At 43.2% G+C, this 23,208-nt stretch carries 22 protein-coding genes and 1 pseudogene; 14 read left to right on the top strand and 9 right to left on the bottom strand.

The genetic code is table 11. From position 1 onward, the window contains the following. The first annotated feature begins 96 nt into the window (after positions 1-96). A complete protein-coding gene (locus ACK5MF_RS16030) occupies positions 97-846 on the top strand; it encodes a hypothetical protein (protein ID WP_416923572.1) in 750 nt (249 codons plus the stop codon). On the opposite strand, the gene ACK5MF_RS16025 is transcribed toward ACK5MF_RS16030, so the two are convergent. The 5 genes from ACK5MF_RS16025 to ACK5MF_RS16005 form a co-directional block, all read right to left on the bottom strand. Then, entirely contained in the window at positions 843-1,385 is a 543-nt protein-coding gene (locus ACK5MF_RS16025; protein ID WP_416923571.1) for a glutathione peroxidase, read from the bottom strand. The two genes, ACK5MF_RS16030 and ACK5MF_RS16025, sit on opposite strands and share 4 nt — an antisense overlap. Before the next feature lie 215 nt (positions 1,386-1,600). Next, complete coding sequence (gene napH, locus ACK5MF_RS16020; protein WP_416923570.1) at positions 1,601-2,446, bottom strand: quinol dehydrogenase ferredoxin subunit NapH; 846 nt, start codon at positions 2,444-2,446, stop codon at positions 1,601-1,603. Positions 2,447-2,456: 10 nt separating this feature from the next. Next, positions 2,457-3,218, bottom strand: coding sequence for a ferredoxin-type protein NapG (napG, locus tag ACK5MF_RS16015; RefSeq protein WP_416923569.1), 762 nt, complete (start codon positions 3,216-3,218; stop codon positions 2,457-2,459). Positions 3,219-3,471: 253 nt separating this feature from the next. Continuing rightward, entirely contained in the window at positions 3,472-4,839 is a 1,368-nt protein-coding gene (dcuC, locus tag ACK5MF_RS16010) for an anaerobic C4-dicarboxylate transporter DcuC (RefSeq protein ID WP_416923568.1), read from the bottom strand. A 303-nt stretch (positions 4,840-5,142) separates the two neighbouring features. Continuing rightward, complete coding sequence (locus tag ACK5MF_RS16005) at positions 5,143-6,264, bottom strand: acyl-CoA desaturase (RefSeq protein ID WP_416923567.1); 1,122 nt, start codon at positions 6,262-6,264, stop codon at positions 5,143-5,145. Positions 6,265-6,428: 164 nt separating this feature from the next. Between ACK5MF_RS16005 and ACK5MF_RS16000 the strand changes: the two genes are divergently transcribed. Continuing rightward, positions 6,429-6,959 (top strand): GNAT family N-acetyltransferase, encoded by a 531-nt coding sequence (locus ACK5MF_RS16000; RefSeq protein WP_416923566.1) that lies wholly within the window; start codon positions 6,429-6,431, stop codon positions 6,957-6,959. Positions 6,960-7,058: 99 nt separating this feature from the next. On the opposite strand, the gene ACK5MF_RS15995 is transcribed toward ACK5MF_RS16000, so the two are convergent. Beyond that, on the bottom strand, positions 7,059-8,822 hold the full coding sequence (locus tag ACK5MF_RS15995; protein WP_416923565.1) for a methyl-accepting chemotaxis protein: 1,764 nt from the start codon (positions 8,820-8,822) through the stop codon (positions 7,059-7,061). A gap of 138 nt (positions 8,823-8,960) precedes the next feature. Here ACK5MF_RS15995 and ACK5MF_RS15990 point away from each other — a divergent pair, with 138 nt between their 5' ends. Then, the gene (locus ACK5MF_RS15990; RefSeq protein ID WP_416923564.1) at positions 8,961-9,563 is read left to right on the top strand and encodes a beta-phosphoglucomutase family hydrolase; all 603 of its coding nucleotides are present in this window, start codon (positions 8,961-8,963) and stop codon (positions 9,561-9,563) included. 116 nt (positions 9,564-9,679) lie between these two features. On the opposite strand, the gene ACK5MF_RS15985 is transcribed toward ACK5MF_RS15990, so the two are convergent. Together ACK5MF_RS15985 and ACK5MF_RS15980 are read right to left on the bottom strand one after the other, a co-directional pair. Next, positions 9,680-10,153 carry an FKBP-type peptidyl-prolyl cis-trans isomerase gene (locus ACK5MF_RS15985; protein WP_416923563.1) on the bottom strand — a complete coding sequence of 158 codons (474 nt, stop codon included), beginning with the start codon at positions 10,151-10,153 and terminating at the stop codon, positions 9,680-9,682. 11 nt (positions 10,154-10,164) lie between these two features. After that, positions 10,165-10,791, bottom strand: a complete 627-nt coding sequence (locus tag ACK5MF_RS15980) for a thioredoxin domain-containing protein (protein ID WP_416923562.1) — start codon at positions 10,789-10,791, stop codon at positions 10,165-10,167. A gap of 153 nt (positions 10,792-10,944) precedes the next feature. Here ACK5MF_RS15980 and ACK5MF_RS15975 point away from each other — a divergent pair, with 153 nt between their 5' ends. The 3 genes from ACK5MF_RS15975 to ACK5MF_RS15965 all read left to right on the top strand — a co-directional run bounded on the left by ACK5MF_RS15975 (position 10,945) and on the right by ACK5MF_RS15965 (position 14,541). Continuing rightward, on the top strand, positions 10,945-11,559 hold the full coding sequence (locus ACK5MF_RS15975) for an OmpA family protein (RefSeq protein ID WP_416923561.1): 615 nt from the start codon (positions 10,945-10,947) through the stop codon (positions 11,557-11,559). 205 nt (positions 11,560-11,764) lie between these two features. Further along, positions 11,765-13,327 (top strand): methyl-accepting chemotaxis protein, encoded by a 1,563-nt coding sequence (locus ACK5MF_RS15970; protein ID WP_416923560.1) that lies wholly within the window; start codon positions 11,765-11,767, stop codon positions 13,325-13,327. A 317-nt stretch (positions 13,328-13,644) separates the two neighbouring features. Next, positions 13,645-14,541: a LysR family transcriptional regulator gene (locus ACK5MF_RS15965; protein WP_416923559.1), complete on the top strand. Its 897-nt coding sequence runs from the start codon at positions 13,645-13,647 to the stop codon at positions 14,539-14,541. A 64-nt stretch (positions 14,542-14,605) separates the two neighbouring features. Here ACK5MF_RS15965 and tkt read toward each other — a convergent pair whose 3' ends face one another. Beyond that, complete coding sequence (tkt, locus tag ACK5MF_RS15960) at positions 14,606-16,603, bottom strand: transketolase (protein WP_416923558.1); 1,998 nt, start codon at positions 16,601-16,603, stop codon at positions 14,606-14,608. 318 nt (positions 16,604-16,921) lie between these two features. Here tkt and metK point away from each other — a divergent pair, with 318 nt between their 5' ends. The 8 genes and pseudogenes from metK to ACK5MF_RS15920 all read left to right on the top strand — a co-directional run. After that, entirely contained in the window at positions 16,922-18,076 is a 1,155-nt protein-coding gene (metK, locus tag ACK5MF_RS15955; RefSeq protein ID WP_416923557.1) for a methionine adenosyltransferase, read from the top strand. A gap of 182 nt (positions 18,077-18,258) precedes the next feature. After that, positions 18,259-18,762: a SprT family zinc-dependent metalloprotease gene (locus tag ACK5MF_RS15950; protein WP_416923556.1), complete on the top strand. Its 504-nt coding sequence runs from the start codon at positions 18,259-18,261 to the stop codon at positions 18,760-18,762. A gap of 318 nt (positions 18,763-19,080) precedes the next feature. Further along, positions 19,081-19,788 (top strand): endonuclease, encoded by a 708-nt coding sequence (locus ACK5MF_RS15945; RefSeq protein WP_416923555.1) that lies wholly within the window; start codon positions 19,081-19,083, stop codon positions 19,786-19,788. Between the two features lie 127 nt (positions 19,789-19,915). Further along, positions 19,916-20,647 (top strand): 16S rRNA (uracil(1498)-N(3))-methyltransferase, encoded by a 732-nt coding sequence (gene rsmE, locus ACK5MF_RS15940; protein WP_416923554.1) that lies wholly within the window; start codon positions 19,916-19,918, stop codon positions 20,645-20,647. 12 nt (positions 20,648-20,659) lie between these two features. Beyond that, a complete protein-coding gene (gene gshB, locus ACK5MF_RS15935) occupies positions 20,660-21,616 on the top strand; it encodes a glutathione synthase (RefSeq protein WP_416923553.1) in 957 nt (318 codons plus the stop codon). Between the two features lie 26 nt (positions 21,617-21,642). Beyond that, a complete protein-coding gene (locus tag ACK5MF_RS15930; protein ID WP_416923552.1) occupies positions 21,643-22,206 on the top strand; it encodes a YqgE/AlgH family protein in 564 nt (187 codons plus the stop codon). 132 nt (positions 22,207-22,338) lie between these two features. Beyond that, positions 22,339-22,764 (top strand): Holliday junction resolvase RuvX, encoded by a 426-nt coding sequence (gene ruvX / locus ACK5MF_RS15925; RefSeq protein ID WP_416923551.1) that lies wholly within the window; start codon positions 22,339-22,341, stop codon positions 22,762-22,764. 206 nt (positions 22,765-22,970) lie between these two features. Beyond that, positions 22,971-23,208: pseudogene (locus tag ACK5MF_RS15920) on the top strand (helix-turn-helix domain-containing protein); the annotation flags it as partial.

Raw genomic sequence — 23,208 nt, 5'->3', positions numbered from 1 at the left:
AGTCATTATTAACATTTTGATTCTATGAGTGTTGAATGAGTTTAGTACAATACTGATGAAACTTAATGCATTGTATTTTATACATAGAGAGTAATAATGGCTATTACGCTGAAGCCCCAGAAAGTCCTGCAGTTCTTTCTGATGATTATTGGTCTTTTGTTATTGGCGAATATTGCTGGAATTGTCGCTAAGTTCTATATGAACTTCCCGCACATTAAGAGCTTTATTCGCCTTGTTGATTTCGATACAGAAATGAACGTACCGACTTTGTATTCATCGTTCGCTATGTTCGTTGCTAGTGCATTATTAGCTCTTGTTGGATATATCCACAGAACGAGAAAAGAACCGTCTTTAGCTTGGTTTGGTCTTGCTTTTATTTTTACCTTTTTGTCAATTGATGAATCTTCAGAATTTCACGAAATGCTGGTGGGTCCTGTGCGCGAAACGCTTCATACATCTGGAATGTTTTATTTCGCTTGGGTTATTCCATATGGAATTTTAGCTATCGTATTGGCAATTGCTTATTTTAAATTTCTATTCAATCTTCCGAGAAACATTCTGGGTTTATTTGTGCTTTCCGGTTTGGTTTTCCTATCTGGCGCTCTGGGAATAGAGCTGGTTGGTGGTGTCATTGCTCAAAGTTCTGGTACCGATTCATGGCTATATGCTATTGGCTATACTATCGAAGAGCTGTTAGAAATGATAAGTATCGCATTGTTGATCTATACTGTGATGCGCTACATCGATCAGCTTTTTCCCAACCTGCAAATCAGATTTTCTAACTCACTGAATAGCTCAAAAAGAAAATGCCCCGAACAACGAGGCATTTTCATTGAAACGAATTAAGCTAGTGCTGCTTCAATCGCTTTAGCTAGGATTTCATGGTCTGGTGTCATATCCGGTGCAAAATGCCCGATCACTTCACCATCTTTGCTTACTAGGAACTTCTCAAAGTTCCATAAGATATCGCCTTCTTTTCCTTCGATACCGTAACCTTTCAGTTTTGCTACAAAGCCGCTGTCTGGAGCGGTTGTACGTTCTGGTTGAGCAGAAAATAGTTGTTGGTAAAGAGGATGACGGCCTTCACCATTAACTTCAATTTTGCTGAACAGTGGGAAAGTCACACCAAAGCGCATGGTGCAGAAAGATTGAATGTCTGCCTCTTGTCCCGGCTCTTGAGCGCCGAATTGGTTACATGGGAAACCTAGAATTTCCAAGCCATTGTCTTTTTGCGCTTGGTAAAGTTTCTCTAAAGCTTCGTATTGTGGTGTTAGGCCACACTCAGAAGCCGTGTTCACTATAAGTAATGCTTTGCCTTTAAAATCAGCCAGTTTTTGTTGTTTGCCTTCAATTGTTACTAATTCGATATCGTAAATTGAGCTCATTACTCTGTCCTTGTATTCCGGTGGAAATGTTTTTATAGATGACTAAATGAAGTTGTAGCGGTTATTGCGAAAACTTCAAATTTTAATTTTTTCTTCCACACCAAGGTATCGCACAATTATATTGCGTGCAATATATTATTGTGTTTAATGCAATAAAAAAGCGAACCATGTCGTTCGCTTTTTTGCGGAAGCCTTTTTTATTACGGAAGTCAAAGCTACTGTTTGGAATAGCGAGTTTTAAATTCGAAGACTTTTTCAGAGCAGACGTCGATACAACGCCCGCAACTAATACAGTCTTGCGCCATCACGCGAGTATCGCCATCTTTTAATGGTTCTCTCAAAACTTGTGGTTCAGGGCAGACATTAAAACAGTCCATACATTTGTTACAGGCGTTTCGGTTTGTTGCCGTCACACGCATGATGCTGTGTTTGCCAATAATGCCATACGTGGCACCCAAAGGGCATAAATGTCCGCACCACCCATGTTCAACTAACAATAAGTCCAGTAAGAAAACCAGCACAATTAGCATCCAGCCAGCCCCCATTCCGAAAATAAGTCCTCGGTGCAGTGCTGAAACAGGGTCTATCCACACCCATAAAGCACTTCCGGAAACGGCGCTGCCAATCAGCAAAACGGGGATCAGCCAGTAGCGTAGGCTTTTGGGCCACGAATAACTTGCTTTCACATTGAGTTTTCTGCGTAGCCAAGCCGCTAAATCTGTCACCATATTTAAAGGGCAAACCCATGCGCAGAATGCTCGAGGGGCAACAATCGCGTAAACCGCTACTACGATGAGTGCTCCTAGAATCGCCGTAAATTCTGGTAAATGCCCTGCAGCTATAGTCTGTAGTAGTAAAAGTGGGTCTGTAAACGGAATGACATCAAACAGAGTACTAGAAGAAAGATTTCCTTTAAAAACACCCCACGTTGGGCCTGCCATAAATAACGCAATAATAGTAAGCTGAGAAATCCGTCGAAAAATTAAAAAACGATGTGCTTTCCACCAGCCTAAGTTTTGAACAGCCGCTTTACCTGCGTCTTTAGCCAAATGTTTAGCCATTATGCATCTCCTAAAGCTGGTTGCCGTTAAATGGTTTGAGTGGCACACCACCATGCTCATCGGTATCGGTGCGTACTTCAGAATGTTCTTCCCACCCTAAACGGTAGTGTTTACCCAATTGGCCTTGAGCCAGCTCTGTCGGTACCACTTTTATTGCCGCTACATCCAATACACAGGCTTCTTCACATTTTCCGCAACCGGTACAGTAGTCAGCATGAATGGTAGGAATAAATTTGGCGTGAAATCCCGTTCTTTCATTACGTATGGTTTCAAGGGTGATGGCTTTGTCGATAGCCGGGCAAATTCGGTAGCACACATCGCAACGTAAACCCTGAAAATTCAGGCAGTTTTTTTGGTCAATGAGCACGGCTGTACCCATTCTTGCTTGGTCAATATCGGTTAAAGCAGGATCTAAAGCGCCGCTTGGACAAGCCGTGACACAAGGTATGTCTTCACACATCTCACAAGGTATTTGTCTGGCGGTGAAGTAAGGTGTGCCTGCTGCTACAGGGGATAGTAGCGACGCAAGCTTCAATGTGTCATAAGGGCACGCTTGAACACATAGACCGCATCGAACGCAAGCTTTCTCAAAATCATTACCGGGCAAAGCACCTGGCGGGCGGATAGGTACGCCAGAGGTTTCTCTTGCCTGACTTTGCAGAGATTGTAAACCGAGAAGTGAGGCTGCAGCGCCTACACCAACAGCAGTTCTGGAAGCATCTCTTAAGAACCGGCGGCGGCTTTCGGATATTTTGGGACGAGAAGTTTTCATACGCCAACCTTACATAAAGCATAAAACTCGCTACTAAAATTATAACCACATTATCCGTGTGTATAAGAAATAGTCGCTACCTCTAAAGTAGTGTACGAACATTCTGTTGACTCAGGTCAAATGAATAAGTCTATTGTAGTAAAATTAATACCGCGATGAAGCAAATTGAAGCTTTCATAAAGGTTTGCTGATAAACAAATAGCAAAAAGGTCAGCAAATCGCTGACCTTTTCTGTTACGTTTTTTAGATGATGTTAAGCCATCATAGGAACGAGAACGGTTGTACCTAAAATAACGGTAATTAAACCGGTCATTACTGGTAAGAATGTACGTTTAACCACTTCAAATGGACTCAAATGAGCCATACCAGAAGTTGCAACGATGACGCCTGAAACAGGAGAAATAGTACGACCAAGGTTTGATGCTTGCAGCATAGGGATAATCAAGAACGCAGGGTTAAGGCCTAGTTTCGCCGCCAATGATGGTGCTAACTCTACAAATGCATAGAAAGGTGCGTTACCTGAACCTGTTGCGATTGCCGCTGCAACGGTCAAGATAGTTAGGATCAGCATCAGTGCTACGCCACCTGCACCAGCCGTTTCTGCCAGGTGAAGTAGATTATCGATAGCGCCGATAGACATCAGGCCTTGAGCAAATACCCCTGCAGCAACCAATAGCATTACTACGCCTTTGAAAGCGTCAGCCATGCCGTCATAACAAACTTCGAGATCTTCTAGCGCTTCTTTACCGTTAAATTTACGTGCTACGTAATGAACCAGAGCGCCGACAAAGATAGAAGCGACAACGATAGTATAGATATCCAGAGATAAGCCTTCGATAGTCTTACCGTTAAATAAAAATACACCAATGATTGGAAGGAAAGGCAGAATCGAATAGTAAGCTGGTGCGTTCACTTCAATTTCAGATATATCAACACGTTCCATTGGCGTGTTGTCTTTCTTATCAAGATATATATTCCAGAAGTATGCGGTAATTGCCATGACGATGATGGCGCAGATTGACACTGGTAGAACGGTTTGTACCGCGAAAACATCCAGGCTCAAGCCTGATTTTTCGGCCGCGATTACAACGTCACCTGAGGTTGGTGACAAGATGATTGCCGCTGGTGAAGCACACACTGCCGCCGCCGCTGGGCGAGAAATACCCATTGCTGTCATCATAGGGAATAACGTTGCCATTAACAGTACGCCTAACCCTGTAGCAGAGCTAACCGCTAGAGACATTAAACAAGCAACGATATAAGCAGAAACCAGTAGAATGTATGGTGATTTTATGAAAGCGAGTGGTTTAGAAAACTGTTTCACCACAACGTTATTCGCGCCGATATGAGTCATGTAAGACGCGAAACCACATAACAGCATGATTTGCATACCTAAGCCACCGCCTCGGTTTTGCAGCATGTATTTCACGTATTCCAACGAATCCGTCAGCATGTTGCCCGTAGAAGCGATGCTCTTAGGCAGAACGGTATGACCGATAATACCAGTTAGTATTAGTAGCACAAGACCGCCAGTGAGTAGCACACCAGCTGCTTTGTAGCCTTTTACGATTAAGTATCCAACAGCAATCGTAACAACTAACCCGATAAGAAGTTCAAGCATAGTAATCTCCAGTCTATGAGAGTCGTGCAAGTAAGATTAAATATATGTGTTGCAAAGCGTTACGGGGAATTTACTGGAAACTTCTTTGTAGCACGAGTTCAACTTGCACTTTGCATGATCTAAAGCAATAAAAATACAACTATCATTTACCGGGTATTGTGCTTTCTATTATTAACAACTCCGAATAAAATCAATAATTTTAACTATTAGATAATATAATTATTCGCAAAAGATTTTCTAATAATAGAAAGAAGGAAAAAGAAAAGTGGTACTTAATGCACCACTTTCTAAGACAGTAGGGATTTAGGCGTATTGTGAGACTATTCTGTGCCAACGGTTTCTTTTTTCGAGGAAATTGAGCTTAACCTGCTCATATCGAATTTTGAGCATTGACCGTTCATATTTCTTAATTGCTAGATTTGTCTTACTTTCCACAAGCTGTTTTTTGATGTCGTAGTAGTTGTGAAGTTCATTGATGAATGCGTCAAATTCCTGCTGGAAGTTGTTCATTAATACCATGTGGTTTGGCAGTGACAGAATACGGTCCTGCACATAAACCAGCGCCATTTGTGCACGAGCTTTCTCAATTTTGAGTGAGGGAGCCTTACGCAGTTTCTTCGTCAGACCAATCCAAGAACATAACTTGATAAGCCATTTTGTTGGGTCGTACTGCCACCAGTAAATGCCGTTCCGATAATCGTTCTCAAAGATGTGGTGGTAATTGTGGTAGCCTTCGCCAAAAGTGAAGAATGCCAATAAACCATTGTCACGTGCGGTATTTTTATTGGTGTATGGCTGTGAACCCCAGATGTGCGCCAGTGAATTAATGAAAAAGGTGGTGTGATGGTTTAAAACCAAACGCACAGCGCCAATCATGAGCAACATACCGAATATATCATCGTAAATTATGCCCAGAAGCACGGGAACACTAAGGTTCATCACTATTGCGAGTGGCACATAGTAGCGATGTTGCCACATAACAACGGTATCTTTTTGTAAATCGCGACAGTTGCTGTAGTCGTGGTAAACCGCTTGATTGTAGTTGCGTAGCATCCATCCAATGTGTGAATACCAAAAGCCTTTTTTTGCTGAGTATGGGTCTTTGTCATTTTGGTCGACAAACTTGTGGTGCACACGGTGATCTGAAGACCAATGAAGAGCACTATTTTGCAGTGCAAAAGCGCCCCCTAAGGCGCAGATTAGACGTACTAGCCAGTGTGCTTCAAATGTTTTATGTGACCACAGGCGATGGTAGCCCATAGTAATCGATAGGTTACAGAATGAAAAACTAATGGCTAGCCAAATCCAGTGCTCGGCACTGAAGCCAAAATGCCAACCAAACCACGGTGTAACCACCGCAGCTAAAATAAAACTGAGTGAAAAAATAGCAACATTTAGCCATATGAGTGGTGGCCTTTTTGTCATGATTAAGTCCTTTGGGCTTACACGTGTGCGCTAGATTATCAGCGTACACGTGTAAGTCAAATAACATTAGTAAAATTGTGACCAGTATGTTTTGCTTTTCCATGCTAATTGAATAGTATCAATGAGTGATGTAAATCCTTACAGGAAGTTATAAGGACTATTAAATGGAAATTAGAATAGCGGAATATAGCGATTTTGAAGCAATCGCTGCTCTGCACGTACGCAGTTGGAAAACTCATTACCGAGGTTTACTAAAACAAGAGTATCTTGATAACGAAGCGCTGCCGGACAGACTGGTGATTTGGCAAACTCGCCTTACTAACCCGCCTTTTAATCAACATATCTTATTGTTAGAAGAAGAGGGTAAGTTATTAGGCTTCATTTGCGCATTCGGCAATCACGATTTTGAGCGTGGCAGCATCATTGAGTCGCTACACATTGATCCCCTATATCGTGGGCGGGGAATGGGCAAAATGCTGATTCGTGAAATGGCTCAGTGGATTGATCATTACTTCCCGGACAATGGGGTATATTTGGAAGTCCTGGAACGAAACCGACAAGCCATCGATTTCTACGATCACATTGGCGGTGAACATCAAGTTGAACAACTTTGGAAAGCACCTTGTAGTAGTGAAGTCCCAGAGTTTGTTTATGCCTGGAAAACACCTAAGTTGATGTTGGCATCTATCGAATAGCTCCCCGCTTAACATGGTCTAGTTGCAACAGAGCCCAGTCATTGCTGGGCTCTGTTGGTTGTTAAGAAGCTTTTACATTCTTGATCACATAATTCTCTATCATCGTTTAGTTGTGAATTCTGAAACGGCTTTGTCCATTTCTTTTGCTTGTTGCGACACCATATTCACTTCGGACATCACTTGTTGTGCCGATCGCATATTATCTTCCGAAATAGAGTTCAGTTCGGTAATCGATTCACTGACTTGGTTCATTACAATACCTTGCTCTTCAATTGCTGAAGCAATACGTTCTGAGTTCGCTTGAATATTGCACATATCAGACAGAATAAGGCTTAGGCTCTCATCTAACTGACGTGAGTCAATCAGTGTCTCTTGGCTTTGGGCGTTGCATTGTTCAATATCTTTCACCACTTGGCTCATTTGTGATTGAATAGCAGCAACGACTTTAGTGATCTCTTCCGTTGATTGATGCGTTCTCGTTGCCAGTGATCGAACTTCATCGGCAACTACAGCAAACCCTCGACCTTGTTCACCTGCACGTGCTGCTTCGATAGCTGTATTTAAGGCGAGCAGGTTCGTCTGTTCTGCTATACCTTGAATGATGTTTACCGCGCCGCCGATCTTTTCAACATGATTGTTGAGTGAAGATATGGAATTCTGGCTTGAATCTAAGGTTTTAGACAGTTGCTCAATATTATCGACGGTTGACTCTACAACTTGGCGTCCATTTTCAGCATTGTGAGAGGCTTGTTGTACGCCTTCAACCGCTACACTGGTGCTCTCAGAAATTTCACTGATGGCAGATACCATTTCCTGAACAGAGGTTGCCATCATAGTGGTGTGTTCTGCCTGCACATTGAAGTGGCGTAGTACATCTTCCAGTTCATTATGCATCGCTGTCGTGCTTGCTGATAATTGATTTGATTTTGCCTGAGAACCTGAAATCAGCGACTCAAATTTGTCTAATAGTTTATTGAAATAATTGCTGACAGACGCTAGTTCATCTTTACCTGTGATATCTGAGCGCAAACCTATGTTATTGGTGTCTGATATATTGTGAATTACGGTTAAAATGCGGTTGACACGATTGTTAATAGTGCGGCTGATTTGGAAGATAAGTGCGGCAATGACAATAATCACAAACACAGTGATACCATCTTCAATCATGGCAATTTTAGCGCGGCGGTCATCAACTTCTTTAGTCAGTGTTTCGGAAAAGGTAGTAAATTGTTGCTCAACATTGTGTGAAAGATCACGGGTGTTACCCAGTAAGCCCTGATTGTATTCCAGCCCGATTTTCTGCTCTTGCTGCGCAACCGCTGTTGCTGCTGTGATGAGTGCTGACATTGATGCTACTTCGCCTTCCGGCGCAACAATACCTGCGAGAACATTTTTATCAAATAGAGTCAGTTCAAGTTTGGCTTCTTTATCTACACCGTTGCTTGCTTGGTTAAGGAGTGAATAGTAGCTTTTGAATAAACCAGACTCTTTATCCAGACCTAATTGAACGTAGGCGCCGACCAGATCTTCGAAACCTTTTTTGTAAGAGAGTAGATCATTACGTAGATCTGCTGACGAACCAAGTTCATTTGAAGAGAGAATTGGCGATAACTCCGATTCCAATGCCAGAAAGAGTTCACTGTTCTTTTTAAAGCTATCAAGGTAACTTGTGTTACTGCGCAGCAAAAAGTCTTTTTCATTGCGACGTAAATTGAGTAGTCGAATTTCGAGTTTATCGACTAAGGTGATAGCATGAGTTAATTCTCTGGTTGCACTAGAAAAATAATTGGAACTGAGTAAAAGGGTAATGATACCCAAAACAGCAATGACACCTAACGAATACAGTTTTTGTTTAATATTCATATAATTACCTGGCTTAACAGCGTAAATGGATGTTGTTATTATCGTCGCAAGGACAAGGGAAACTTTCCCCCTATATGTTAGTTTCGGCTAATATATGCATTACAATTGTTAAACTTTTATGACAGGAGCTTTGGTCGGATGACTGTTGATGTAGATAAGTACAAAGGGTTGATATTTGATATGGATGGTACCCTTATTGATACTATGCCTGCCCATGTTGATGCCTGGCGTGTGACGGCGGAGAAGTTCGGCTTTCCATTTGATGGTAAATGGTTGCAAAGTATGGGTGGTATGCCGAGTATTAAAATTGCGGCTGAGATTAGTAAGGCGTACGGTATTGAGTTCGATCATCAAGCAGTGTCGGATTATAAAATGAATGCTTTCACTCAAAACGAAGAAAGTGGTGAGTTGATCACCAATACTGCGGAGTTGCTGGAAGCGAATATCGGTAAAAAGAAGCTTGCCGTCGGTACGGGCAGTCAGCGTGTAAGCGCTATTAGGTTGCTTACGCGTGTAAATATGCTGAGTAAGTTGGATGTGTTAGTGACGGCAACAGACGTTGAAAATCACAAACCACACCCTGAAACATTTCTTACTGCATGTGAATTGATGGGGCTTGAGCCAAATGAATGTGTGGTGTTTGAAGACACAGAGTTAGGTAAACAAGCCGCGCATGCTGGTGGTATGGATTGCATCATGGTAACAGAGCAAGGTTTGCGGTTTTTCCCATTTAAAGCCTAGCTAGTATGGCATTATTCAAAATAAAAAGAGCCGCTGTCTAAATCTAGAAGCGGCTCCTTTTTATCTCAATGTTATTTGGTGATTGGTATATAACAACCGTCGCTTTCAGAGAGTAATTAGTTAATTGCAATTAACTCAACGTCAAAAATCAGTGTTGCTGACGGTGGAATCGGACCTGTGCCACTTTTACCGTAGCCAAGATTTGCTGGGATGAAAAGACGCATTTTTTGTCCTTCAACCATCAGTTGAACCCCTTCTTGCCAACCTTTGATGACTTGATTTAACCCAAAGCTGATCGGTTCATTACGCTGGTATGAGCTATCGAAAACAGTGCCATCCAATAGTTTTCCTTCGTAGTGTACGGTAACTTTGCTGTTTGCTTTTGGATGAACAGAACCTGTACCTTCAGTAAGTACGAGGTATTGCAAGCCACTTTCTGTGGTATGAACGTCAGGTTTGGTTGCGTTTTCAGTTAAGAATGCCTGACCTGCAGCAATTTGCTCTTCGCCTGCTTTATGGTTTGTCCAGGTACGATAAACAAAAAAGGCCGCAAGTACAAAGATGACGATAGGAAAAACGATTTTATACATGGTTATGTTTCTTATGGTTGTGTTAATAAGTAACTGATGGTTTTGGCAATGCCTTCAACGTCTTTGTGACCGCTAGTGATCACTTGATATTTTCCTTTTACGACGAAGGTTGGAACCGCATTAATTTCACCATCATGAGTAACTTTATCTGCGGTTTGAATCATGCCAAGAACCTGCTTTTGCTGCTCTTGGGTTAAATGATAAGGCGTAGTCAGATTTCTGTCCGTAAAGACTTTTTCAATAGCGGCTTGACGTTCAGTGAGGGTAGCGCCGTCTCCCATTTGAACTGCAGCAAATAATTCATCCATCATCTTCGTATCAGGAATGTCATTTAACTGCAACACTGCTGTGTAGTAAATCATGGCGCCGATTTTTGCACCTTCGTTAAATGTAACGTGCAGCTTTCCAAAGTGTTCGTTAGTCTGATCTTCCAGTTCAGAGATAATGCCCTCCATTTTGCGGCAGTGGCCACAAGTGAGCGAAAAAATCTCGGTGACAGGTGACAAACGATAGACCGAAAGATTCGCTGGCAATAACTGGTATTGTTCACCTTCTGTTGGCGTTGAATTGTCGCTACAGCCCGCCAGAAGGAATATCAAGGTAAACAGGCTAGTTAAGCCAGTGAGCAATTTTTTCATATGAGATTCACCTTTAAAAAACACTAAGTTAGATTCTAACGGCTTAACGATGTGACGCAAACCACGGATAAACAAATTGTTATCAATTTTCTATAAAGTTTTAGTCATCAAGCCGATAAATGTATGTAGATAGATTGAAGGGTGATGTATTCGATGAAATTTTTAGTTTTCCCTCTGATGCTGATATTAGCAGGCTGTGGTTCTCTACAGACAGATCGCATGTTTAACAAAAACTTATTAGATGCTGCGCCAAAAGGTGAAACTGATGTCCGTAACCCGGATTGGGTTGCACCAGCGCGTAACGCAAATTCCGGTGTGCGTGGCCCAATGGGGCAAGTGCGTACCAGCAGTTATGCGGCACTGCAGCAATTTCTATTACACAATGGTGTGGATTATGAGGTTATGCCTGGTAATCACGTTATGGTGCGATTGAAAGAATCTGTTCAGTTTGAAACGGGGTCTTCGAAGGTTTCTCAAGAGTCTTATCACTGGTTATCTATGATGAGCGATTTTCTCTCGCAACAGCGTGGCATTGATGTCGTAATTGATGGACACGCAGATGCTACTGGTCAATCTTCATTCAACGATTTGCTTTCAGTAAAACGTGCCGATACCGTTAAAACAACGCTAATTAAAAACAACGTAGCTAAAGAAGCCATTTATACTCGCGGCTATGGTGATTATGTTCCTGCATGTACAAATCGTACGACAGAAGGTCGCGCATGCAATAGAAGAGTTGAATTACTATTGATAGTTTCAAATAATTAACTGTTCAATTATTCATCAATTTAATTGCTTTCATATCTACTCAAGATCCCAGCTACGGCTGGGATTTTTGCTTAATATCCGCAGTTTATTAGAGGAAATTGATAGCAATCTCAGTTATAGAACAAAATACGATAATATTTTTGAAACATTCGTAACCTTTGTGTAGATTTTTGCACAAAATATAACTCATAAAAAAACGAGAAGTATGTCAGCTCATCAAGTTACCTCAGATCTGGAGGTTCCAGTCGGAAAGACAGATCAACTAGTTTCTACCACAGATCTAAAAGGTGTAATTACTTATTGTAATGAAACCTTCTGTCGCATTGCTGGTTTTACAGCAAGTGAATTATTGGGGCAGAACCATAATATTGTTCGTCACCCTGACATGCCCAAAGCGGCTTTCGCGGATATGTGGGGCCATCTTAAGAAAGGGAATCCTTGGCGCGGAATTGTAAAGAACCGTACTAAATCCAATGGCTACTACTGGGTTGATGCCTACGTAACACCTATTTATGAAAATGGAAAGTTGACAGGCTATCAGTCTGTGCGTGTCCAACCAAAACGTGCTCGTGTTGAAACCGCGAGTAAAGCGTATCAGGCATTGTGTAAAAAAGAGCAAGGTGGCAAGAGCTATTCACTCAATCTGCCATCTTCAGTTCGTTATGCAATTTTAGCCGGTTCGTTGTCAGCTCCTTCATTATCATATATTGCTTCTGCAACTAGCACTGTACAGCTAATTTCTGGCTTATTACCCGTAGCGGCGCTTGGACTGTTGTTTAGAAATGAACTGGTTGAAACACCTCGCCATATTCGTAAGCTGAAAAATAAATACGACAGTATTAGCCGCCTCATCTATTCAGGTAATAGCGAATTCTCTTATGCGGATTATCATTTACGAATGTACTCAGCGCGTATCCGTACGGTTTTAGGCCGAATGGTGGATTCGGCTAAACCACTTTATGCAACGTCTGAGCAACTTAACCAAACTTGTGTTGAAGTTAATCAGGCGTTAGAACAACAAAATATTGATATTCAGAGTGTTATGAAAGCAACGGATGCTGTTGAGTCTGCAGCCGATACTGTCTCTAACAGCACTAATGAGGCGTCTGCATTGTTGGATCAAGCACAGAATCAATGCTTAAAGACAAAGCAAACCATTCAACAGACGCATAGCGATTTGATAGCACTGGCTGAACAAGCGGAGCGAGCGACAGGCACTACCCATAAACTTAATGATCAAGCCCACACAGTGAGTAAGTTGATGGAAGAAATTGACGGAATCGCGGCTCAAACCAACTTACTTGCGTTAAATGCTGCTATTGAAGCTGCAAGAGCAGGAGATCAAGGTCGAGGCTTTTCTGTCGTCGCTGACGAGGTCCGTGCGCTATCGGGTAGAACGCAAAATGCGACTCACCAGATCCAAACAAGTTTGTCTACGATGTTGAAAACGATTGAATCTTGGCAGCAGGAAATTCAAGCAAGCCAAACGCAAACACAAGCATGTGGTTTAGTTGCTGAAGAAACGGGTAACCGCCTCCATGAAGTGGAACGTATGCTTTCTGACATGCAAAATTTAGTGGGCGATATGGCGAAATCAGCGGATGCTCAACGCGGATTGACTCAAGATGTGAACCACCACATTCACTCTATTGCTTCAGCAGCGATGCAAAATGTTGCAGCTACAAATATGGTGAGCGAGCATAGTCGAGAAATGAAAGATCAGGTTGATAACTTTATTATCCTTGCTGCTCGTTTCGAAGAAAAATAAGCAATATATTCAAACTACTTGGAGCTGCAGCTCCAAGTAGGAAGAGTATAGACAGAAATAAAAAACGGGGACTTAACGTCTCCGTTTTTTATTAGCGAGATAATTAGACGTTTACATCTAGCCTCAGCCAATAGCGACGTCCACCTTCAACATCGCTATATTCTTCGTAACCTGCCGTCGTTTAATCTAGACATGGTTTACTTCTGTCGTGATAATAATTATCATTTGTGAGTGGTGGTTATTCATATTCGCAGTTTTTAAGATAGAGATATATGGAACGCTTTGTCTCGAATATGGAACTTTTGCGAGGTAAATAAATGCATGATCTGACATCAATAAGAGCGTTTGACGCCTTGCAAGAACATAAAAGTTTAACTGCAGCAGCTAAAGCTCTTAATCAGCCAAAATCAACGGTGAGTAGGCGTTTGGCACAGTTGGAAGCAGATATAGGGCAAGCACTAACGGTCAGAGAAGGGAATCGCTTAACATTAACCAAAGCGGGACAAGTTTTCGCGAGTTACAGCAAACAGATGTTAGACCTTGTCGACGAGAGCTACGACGCTATCCAAGGACTCAATAATAAAGTTTCTGGAGAGCTAACAATTGTTTGCCATTCTGCCTTTATGCGCGGTTGGTTGAGTAACGTTTTGAATGCATTTCTTAGTGATAACCCCAAGATAAAGGTTCGTCTAAGCAGTGATTTCCCCTCAAATAATACAAAGCCAGATTTAGTTATTTGGTTAGGTGAACATCCGGGGCTAGAGTGGCGCAAACAAACTTTAGGTCACTGGCGTTATGGTGTTTACGCATCGCCAAACTATTTACACAATTTCGATGCAATAAACCATCCTGAAGATCTGACAGAGCATCCATGGATTGATTTTGGTTCTACCCGAAAAAGTGGGCTTACAATTTCTAATGCAGATAACGAAGCCTATTATCTCGATCCAATAAAGAGCCGACTAGAGTGCGATAACTTAGCGTTACAAATTGATTCTATTGCTAATGGACATGGTGTTGGACTATTGCCAGAGTCTGTTGCCGCTGGCTATTTAAAACATCATCCTAATAAGATTGTTGATTGCTTACCGGGTTGGCGAACAGGAACGACAGAAATTAACTACTACGTACAAAGAGGACTTGTACCAAGACGGCTGATTAGATTATTAGACTTGATTGAAGCGAAAGTCCCGGAAGGTTGGGCGTTCAAATAACTTATTGATTAGATATAAAACCCCCGCACTAGTGAGCGGGGGTTTTAGTACTAGAAAAGCAATATTAAGCCAGTAGCTCGTTTGCTTTCTCTACCACATTTTCAACCGTAAAACCGAACATCTTGAACAGTTGGTCTGCTGGTGCAGATTCACCAAATGTGGTCATACCGATGATTTTACCGTTTAGGCCAACGTACTTGTACCAGTAATCCGCAATACCTGCTTCGATAGCGATACGTGCAGTTACGTCTGATGGAAGTACTACTTCACGGTAAGCCGCGTCTTGTTTGTCGAATGCATCGGTTGATGGCATAGACACTACGCGTACTTGTTTGCCTTCAGTTGTAAGTTGCTCAGCCGCTTTTACCGCCAATTCCACTTCAGAGCCGGTGGCAATCAGGATTAGCTCAGGTTGGCCTGCACAATCTTTCAGGATGTAACCACCCTTAGCGATGTCAGCTACTTGCTGTGCTGAGCGTGGTTGCTGTGCTAGGTTTTGACGAGAGAAGATAAGCGCGGTTGGCGCGTCTTTACGCTCGATAGCCAGTTTCCAAGCCACTGCTGATTCCACCTGGTCACATGGACGCCATGTGCTCATGTTTGGCGTTAGACGTAGAGAAGCGGTTTGCTCAACCGGTTGGTGAGTTGGACCATCTTCGCCAAGGCCGATAGAGTCGTGCGTGTACACTTGGATGTTTTGCACTTTCATCAGTGCCGCCATACGCAGTGCGTTACGTGCGTATTCCATGAACATCAGGAAGGTTGCGCCGTAAGGAACGAAACCGCCGTGTAGCGCAATACCGTTCATGATCGCCGTCATACCGAATTCACGAACACCGTAATGGATGTAGTTGCCTGATGCATCTTCTGGTGTGATTGACTTAGAGCCAGACCACATGGTGAGGTTTGACGGTGCAAGGTCAGCCGAGCCGCCCATAAATTCAGGTAGCATTTTACCAAACGCTTCGAGTGCGTTTTGCGATGCTTTACGTGATGCAATGTTGGCTGGGTTAGCTTGAAGCTCAGCGATAACCGCGTTTGCTTTCTCTTCCCACTGCGCAGGAAGCTCACCGTTCACACGACGTTTGAATTCTGCGGCTAGCTCTGGGTAGGCCGCAGCGTAGGCTGCGAATTTTTCATTCCATGCCGCTTCTTTTGCCGAGCCAGCTTCTTTGGCATCCCACTGCGCGTAAATATCTGCTGGGATTTCAAACGGTGCGTATTCCCAACCGAGGAATTCACGTGCCGCTTGGATTTCATCTGCGCCTAGTGGAGCACCGTGACAGTCGTGTGAGCCAGCTTTGTTTGGCGAACCAAAACCGATGATGGTTTTAGTACAGATTAGAGTAGGACGACCAGTTTCTGCTTTTGCCGCTTCAATTGCTGCATTGATTGCGTCAGCATCGTGACCATCAACCGCAGGGATAACGTGCCAGCCGTACGCTGCAAAACGTTTTGGCGTATCGTCAGCGAACCAACCTTCAACATGACCATCGATAGAAATACCGTTGTCATCCCAGAAGGCAATCAGTTTGCCCAGACCTAGTGTACCTGCCAGAGAACACGCTTCATGCGAGATACCTTCCATCATACAGCCGTCACCCATAAACGCGTAGGTGTAGTGGTCAACAATCTCGTGACCTTGTTTGTTGAACTGAGCAGCAAGCGCTTTCTCAGCCAGCGCCATACCCACAGCGTTAGTGATACCCTGACCCAGCGGGCCTGTCGTAGTTTCAACACCTGGCGCATAACCGTATTCTGGGTGACCTGGCGTTTTTGAGTGAAGCTGACGGAAGTTCTTTAAATCTTCCATTGATAGTTCGTAACCGGAAAGGTGCAGCAGTGAGTAAATCAGCATCGAACCATGACCGTTAGACAGAATAAAACGGTCGCGGTCAGCCCAATTCGGGTTTTGTGGGTTGTGGTTTAGGTGTGAACGCCAAAGTACTTCAGCGATATCCGCCATACCCATTGGGGCACCCGGGTGGCCAGAGTTAGCTTTTTGAACACCGTCCATGCTCAGAGCACGGATTGCATTTGCCAATTGTTTACGAGACGCCATGTCAGCTCCTGATTGATTTAAGCGAAGTGAAATATACCCATCTATAATGGGAGGTATTGTTACAAAGCCCCTAGATCACTGCAATCGTTTACTTGACCGTTGAAACAATTTTGTCGGATGTGCACGGAAAGATTGCAAATTAAAGAGAGAACACAAGCAAACGTTTAGTTATATCTAAAAGTAAAAAAGAGCTTGTAATTTAAGCATTCAAAACTAAAATAGCCGTCTAGATGTAGAAACGCCTACATAATGAACATTTTTCAAAGTAGTGAAGGACCAATCCTTTACTGCTTTTTGACCATTTATATTGGAGCTATCATGGCTAAGCACCTGTTTACTTCTGAATCAGTATCAGAGGGACATCCGGATAAAATCGCAGACCAAATCTCAGATGCGGTTCTAGATGCTATTTTGGAACAAGACCCTAAAGCGCGTGTTGCTTGTGAAACTTACGTTAAAACCGGCATGGTTATGGTTGGTGGTGAGATCACAACTTCAGCATGGGTTGATATTGAAGAACTAACTCGTGAAACTGTGCGTGAAATCGGTTATATCCATTCAGATATGGGCTTCGATGCTAACTCATGTGCAGTTCTTAACACCATAGGTAAGCAGTCTCCAGACATCAACCAAGGTGTTGATAAAGCCGATCCTAAAGAGCAAGGCGCGGGTGACCAAGGTATTATGTTCGGTTACGCAACAAACGAAACTGACGTACTAATGCCAGCACCAATTACTTACTCTCACCTGCTTGTTCAAAAACAAGCAGAAGTTCGTAAGAACGGCACACTACCTTGGTTACGTCCTGATGCGAAATCTCAGGTAACGTTCCAATACGATCAAGGTAAAATTGTTGGTATTGATGCGGTTGTTCTTTCAACTCAACACTGTGATTCAATCTCAACTCCAGATCTACGCGAAGCGGTAATGGAAGAGATCATCAAGCCAGTGCTTCCAGCAGAATGGTTAAGCAAAGAGACTAAATTCTTCATCAACCCAACTGGTCGTTTCGTTATCGGTGGCCCAATGGGTGACTGTGGTTTGACGGGTCGTAAGATCATTGTTGATACCTACGGCGGCGCAGCTCGTCACGGTGGTGGTGCATTCTCTGGTAAAGATCCATCAAAAGTTGACCGTTCTGCGGCATACGCAGCACGTTATGTAGCGAAAAACATCGTTGCTGCGGGTATGGCTGATCGTTGTGAAATCCAACTTTCATACGCAATCGGTGTTGCAGATCCAACCTCTATCATGGTTGAAACGTTCGGCACTGAAAAAGTGTCTCACGACATCATCATTGAAGCTGTTCGCCAATTCTTCGACCTACGTCCATACGGTCTGCAAGAGATGCTGAACCTACTTCAACCTATCTATAAGAAAACGGCAGCTTACGGTCACTTCGGTCGTGAAGAATTCCCTTGGGAAGCCACTGATAAAGTTGAATTACTGCGCGATTTCGCAAAGCTTAGCTAATTCATTAGAAAGCTTAACTAAGTCATTAAAAAGTTTTCTGTTAAGCCCTCACCTTTGGTGGGGGCTTTGTTTTTTCACCAGCATAACGACTTAATAGATAACTCAACCTTTAAGAGATAAAACAAGCTTGGTGTGATAACCTCTTCGGCGCAGGATATTGCCGCAGATTTTGGGAGCTAGCTTTGACAGATTATCAATTAGAATACCAAGCACTGTCACAAGTAAAGAAGTGCATAGATGTTGCTTCTCAATATTTCAAACGCCATTTTGAACTGCCCGAAATAAGCTACCAACTCCGAGGCAAAGCGGCGGGTAAAGCCTATCTACAACTGTGGGAAATTCGTTTGAACCCAGTGTTATTCAAAGAAAATCAACACGCTTTTTTGCATGAAGTGATTCCTCATGAAATCGCCCATCTCATTACTTATGCTATTTACGGTTGGGTAAAACCCCATGGTGCCGAATGGCAAGCCGTGATGAATCAAGTGTTTCATTTACCTGCTGAGACCACGCATAAAATGTCGGTGGAATCGGTGCAAGGGAAAACCTTTGCTTACCAATGCGCCTGTAATCAGTACCCGTTATCGGTGCGTCGTCACAACAAGGTACTGCGTAAACAAGCAACTTATCGTTGTCAGCAGTGCAAACAAACCCTGACTTACACCAGAATTCAACTGACTGGCTGATACCAACCTGAATAAAAATATGATCAAATTCAATATTGGTGAAATAGCGAATGGGCATCGAACACAAACACGCATGAATTCATCCCTGAAGCTCCGCCGAGCCATCCATGGCTCGGAGGGTTTGCTTATCGAAACCCATTCACTGATCAGTTAATTTTCCATATATGGTATTAGTCCGTTCCTCTCGATTAAGGCAACAATTGCGAGTCAGTTCGATAATTATTTCCTTTTAATCAAAGAAAATGCGATAGATTTCTCAACTAGCTTTCAACTTAGAGAATGTTAGACTGTAAAAAATAATAAAATACAGTCCGACATATGTTTAATTTTCGCTTTCTGCTGACATCCGCTTTGCTGCTTGCCAGCCACACTTGTTATGCTGATTTTCCGAGTTCATTTTCTAGCGCTAAAAATCAGGCACTGAAAATCTATAAAGATCATCCAACGTCTTTTTATTGCGGTTGTGATATTTCATGGCAGGGTAAAAAAGGCATTCCAGACTTGGCAAGCTGCGGCTATCAAATTCGCAAGCAGCAAACCCGTGCTAACCGCATAGAGTGGGAACATGTGGTGCCCGCCTGGCAATTTGGCCACCAACGTCAGTGCTGGCAAAAAGGTGGACGCAAACTCTGTAGCAATAATGACACAGTGTTTCGCCGCATGGAGGCCGATCTTCACAACCTGACTCCAGCGATTGGCGAAGTCAACGGCGACAGATCCAACTTCAACTTCAGTCAATGGAATGGCACATCTGGTGTCACTTACGGGCAATGCGAAATGCAGGTTGATTTCAAGCAACGTAGCGCTATGCCACCAGCCAGAGCCAGAGGAGCTATCGCCCGCACCTACTTATATATGAGCAATGAACACGGCTTTAAATTATCCTCAGCTCAAAGCAAACTGATGCAAGCATGGAATAAAAGCTATCCTGTCGATGAGTGGGAATGTGAACGCGAAAGGCGAATTTTCAAAATTCAGGGCAACCATAATCCATTTGTTTTTGAGCAGTGCCAAAGTAAAAAATAACTCATCCCACTCAACGGATAAATAAGGGGGATTCACATTCCCCCCTTGTTTTTTCGCCACAAAGCATCCATGTTAGAGGCGATATATACCACACTATTGAATAGTGATTTTGATTAGGAAACAACACATGCGCATTCCCCGTGTCTATCATCCGCAGCCGATTACCCAGTTAGGCAAAATTAACCTCGATGACGATGCCGCTAATCACATTGGTCGGGTACTGCGTATGAAAGAAGGACAAGAAATCCTGCTGTTTGATGGCAGCGATGCCGAGTTTCCAGCCGTGATTAGCGAAAGTGGCAAAAAGCACGTCACCGTTGAAGTAACGAAGCGAGTAGAAAACAGTAGCGAATCACCGCTCAATTTGCATTTAGGGCAGGTGATTTCACGTGGCGACAAAATGGAATTCACCATTCAAAAGTCGGTGGAGTTAGGTGTCAACACCATTACCCCATTACTGTCAGAACGCTGCGGTATCAAGCTGGATGAAAAACGCTTTGAGAAAAAGCTTCAACAATGGCAAAAAATCGCCATCAGTGCTTGCGAACAATGTGGGCGCAATGTTGTTCCAGAAATTCGTCCTGTGATGGAATTAGAGCAGTGGTGTGCAGAGCCAAGCGATGCATTGAAACTTAACCTACACCCTCGCGCTCAATACTCAATTAATACACTTCCTGAACCGGTGACTAGAGTTCGTTTGTTAATCGGTCCGGAAGGTGGTCTTTCTGAAAAAGAAATCGATATGACCAGCAAATACAATTTTGAAGAAACGTTGCTTGGGCCTCGAGTCCTGCGTACAGAAACCGCAGCGTTAACCGCAATAACAGCCTTACAAGTTCGTTTTGGCGATCTTGGATAACGGAGACTTCCAATGATTAAACTCGGCATCGTAATGGATCCCATTTCATCCATTAATATCAAGAAAGATTCTAGCTTCGCGATGATGTTAGAAGCGCAGCGTCGCGGCTATGAAATTCATTATATGGAGATGAATGATCTACACTTAGATCAAGGTGTGGCTATCGCAGATACAAAAATCGTCACACTGAAAGAAGATGCAAACGGTTGGTACGAGTTCAAATCAGAGCAAACGATTAAGTTATCTGAGCTAGATGCTGTATTAATGCGTAAAGATCCACCTTTTGATACTGAATACATTTACGCAACTTACATTCTAGAGCGTGCAGAAGATGAAGGTACGCTGATCGTCAACAAGCCACAGAGTCTTCGTGACTGTAACGAAAAACTGTTTACTGCATGGTTCCCAGAGCTAACACCAACCACAATCGTGACGCGTAAAGCGGAAAAAATTAAGCAATTCAGAGAGCAGCATGGCGATGTGATCTTAAAACCGCTTGATGGCATGGGCGGCGCATCGATCTTCCGTGTTAAAGAAGGCGATCCAAACGTCTCTGTAATTATCGAAACGCTAACCAATCACGGTCAAAATTACTGTATGGCGCAAACTTTCGTTCCAGATATTAGTAATGGCGACAAACGCATTCTGGTGGTTGATGGCGAACCAATGCCTTACTGCTTAGCTCGTATTCCCGCGAAAGGGGAAACGCGCGGTAACTTAGCAGCCGGTGGTCGTGGTGAACCTCGCCCACTGAGTGAAACCGATAAACAAATTGCACTTGCAGTTGCACCAACGCTAAAAGAAAAAGGTCTAATTTTTGTAGGACTCGATGTGATTGGAGATAAACTGACCGAAATTAACGTAACTAGCCCAACCTGTATTCGTGAAATCGAGGCCGTTTACGATATCTCTATCACTGGCAAGTTAATGGATGCCATTGAGACTCGCATTAAAGCAATGGCGATGTGATACCAATCGTTGAGGTTGGAGATACTATGAATCTTACTAATCATTTTCTCGTTGCTATGCCGAGCATGAAAGACCCTTACTTCAAACACAGTGTTATTTACATCTGTGAGCACAATGAAGAAGGAGCTATGGGGCTAATCATCAATGCGCCGATTGATATTACGGTCGGCAAAATGTTGAAGCAGGTAGATATTGAGCCGGCTTATCCTCAATCGCAAAGCAAAAGTCTCAAGGAACCGGTATTCAACGGTGGTCCGGTGTCTGAAGATCGCGGGTTTATTCTGCACAGACCGAAAGATCACTATGAATCAAGTATTCGCATGACGGACGATATTTCGGTAACCACTTCCAAAGATATCCTCACCGTTTTGGGTACCGATGCTGAACCAAAAGGCTATTTAGTGGCTCTTGGCTATTCCGGTTGGGAAGCGGGTCAATTAGAAAGCGAACTATCGGATAACTCATGGCTTACCATAGAAGCAGACTCGGATCTGATCTTTAATACTCCGATCGGCGATAAATGGAACAAAGCCATCCAGAAACTGGGTATAGACCCTATTCAGTTATCTGGTGAAGTTGGGCACGCTTAAACGACGATCCACTCAGTCATCCCAGAAAATGCGATGCATTTATCTGGGATCTAACACTGGGCTATCAACATAATTAGATTCCTGCTTTCGCAGGAATGACAATATTGAAATTCATTACAAAGAAAACTCTACATGTCTCGAACTATTATGGCTTTCGACTACGGAACCAAAAGTATTGGTAGCGCCATTGGTCAGGAAATCACAGGTACGGCTTCACCACTCAAAGCATTTAAAGCCAATGATGGTATTCCAAATTGGGATGACATCGAAAAGCAGCTTAAAGAGTGGAAACCAGATCTCGTCGTGGTTGGTTTGCCGACCGACTTACATGGTAAAGATCTAGAAACCATTACCCCAAGAGCCAAAAAATTTGCTCAGCGTCTTCATGGGCGGTTTGGTGTTCAGGTTGAGCTGCATGATGAGCGTTTATCAACCGCCGAAGCACGAGCTGAACTTTTCTCGATGGGCGGATACAAAGCGCTCAGTAAAGGCAATATTGACTGCCAATCCGCGGTGATCATCTTAGAGAGCTGGTTTGAAAGCCAGTGGAGTGAATAAAACCCGATGCTGAAAGTAGAGACAAAAAACGCGCTTTATCAGTACGTTTCAGACTGATATTCTCGTTCCCACGGTCCCCCGTGGGAATGCATACCAAAGCCCAAATAGGCAGTTAATCTGACTTTCTGTGAGTCAAATATGCATTCCCACGCGGAGTGAAGTGACCCCCAATAGTTGGACAACCAATTATTGAGGGTCTTTTATTTATGTCCAAATACAGTCGCGAGTTAAAGTTCAAAGTAGCTAAAAAGTATCTTGATGGCTCCACTCCTCGAGAGCTCGCTGAAAAATATTCTGTCCCAACAAAACATGTTCGTTATTGGGCTCATGTTTTCACTATGCATGGTTCAAATTCATTTTTAATTGATGGCCATTCTCTTAGTGCGGAAGCTAAGCTGGAAGCGTTGCAATTATTGTGGACAAAGGGCTGGTCTGTCAGACACA

This window comes from Vibrio sp. (assembly GCF_047973365.1).
Taxonomy (GTDB): domain Bacteria; phylum Pseudomonadota; class Gammaproteobacteria; order Enterobacterales; family Vibrionaceae; genus Vibrio.
This window is presented reverse-complemented; position numbering and strand designations above follow the sequence as displayed.

Excerpts from the sequence above, each read along its gene's own strand:
- ACK5MF_RS16005 (WP_416923567.1), bottom strand. The coding sequence starts at position 6,264 with ATGACAAAAAGGCCACCACTCATATGGCTAAATGTTGCTATTTTTTCA.
- napG (WP_416923569.1), bottom strand. The coding sequence starts at position 3,218 with ATGAAAACTTCTCGTCCCAAAATATCCGAAAGCCGCCGCCGGTTCTTA.
- ACK5MF_RS15965 (WP_416923559.1), top strand. The coding sequence starts at position 13,645 with ATGCATGATCTGACATCAATAAGAGCGTTTGACGCCTTGCAAGAACAT.
- ACK5MF_RS15980 (WP_416923562.1), bottom strand. The coding sequence starts at position 10,791 with ATGAAAAAATTGCTCACTGGCTTAACTAGCCTGTTTACCTTGATATTC.
- ACK5MF_RS16030 (WP_416923572.1), top strand. The coding sequence starts at position 97 with ATGGCTATTACGCTGAAGCCCCAGAAAGTCCTGCAGTTCTTTCTGATG.
- napH (WP_416923570.1), bottom strand. The coding sequence starts at position 2,446 with ATGGCTAAACATTTGGCTAAAGACGCAGGTAAAGCGGCTGTTCAAAAC.
- ACK5MF_RS16000 (WP_416923566.1), top strand. The coding sequence starts at position 6,429 with ATGGAAATTAGAATAGCGGAATATAGCGATTTTGAAGCAATCGCTGCT.
- rsmE (WP_416923554.1), top strand. The coding sequence starts at position 19,916 with ATGCGCATTCCCCGTGTCTATCATCCGCAGCCGATTACCCAGTTAGGC.
- tkt (WP_416923558.1), bottom strand. The coding sequence starts at position 16,603 with ATGGCGTCTCGTAAACAATTGGCAAATGCAATCCGTGCTCTGAGCATG.
- ACK5MF_RS15970 (WP_416923560.1), top strand. The coding sequence starts at position 11,765 with ATGTCAGCTCATCAAGTTACCTCAGATCTGGAGGTTCCAGTCGGAAAG.
- ACK5MF_RS15995 (WP_416923565.1), bottom strand. The coding sequence starts at position 8,822 with ATGAATATTAAACAAAAACTGTATTCGTTAGGTGTCATTGCTGTTTTG.
- gshB (WP_416923553.1), top strand. The coding sequence starts at position 20,660 with ATGATTAAACTCGGCATCGTAATGGATCCCATTTCATCCATTAATATC.
- ACK5MF_RS16025 (WP_416923571.1), bottom strand. The coding sequence starts at position 1,385 with ATGAGCTCAATTTACGATATCGAATTAGTAACAATTGAAGGCAAACAA.
- ACK5MF_RS15930 (WP_416923552.1), top strand. The coding sequence starts at position 21,643 with ATGAATCTTACTAATCATTTTCTCGTTGCTATGCCGAGCATGAAAGAC.
- ACK5MF_RS15985 (WP_416923563.1), bottom strand. The coding sequence starts at position 10,153 with ATGTATAAAATCGTTTTTCCTATCGTCATCTTTGTACTTGCGGCCTTT.
- dcuC (WP_416923568.1), bottom strand. The coding sequence starts at position 4,839 with ATGCTTGAACTTCTTATCGGGTTAGTTGTTACGATTGCTGTTGGATAC.
- ACK5MF_RS15975 (WP_416923561.1), top strand. The coding sequence starts at position 10,945 with ATGAAATTTTTAGTTTTCCCTCTGATGCTGATATTAGCAGGCTGTGGT.
- ruvX (WP_416923551.1), top strand. The coding sequence starts at position 22,339 with ATGTCTCGAACTATTATGGCTTTCGACTACGGAACCAAAAGTATTGGT.
- ACK5MF_RS15990 (WP_416923564.1), top strand. The coding sequence starts at position 8,961 with ATGACTGTTGATGTAGATAAGTACAAAGGGTTGATATTTGATATGGAT.
- ACK5MF_RS15945 (WP_416923555.1), top strand. The coding sequence starts at position 19,081 with ATGTTTAATTTTCGCTTTCTGCTGACATCCGCTTTGCTGCTTGCCAGC.
- metK (WP_416923557.1), top strand. The coding sequence starts at position 16,922 with ATGGCTAAGCACCTGTTTACTTCTGAATCAGTATCAGAGGGACATCCG.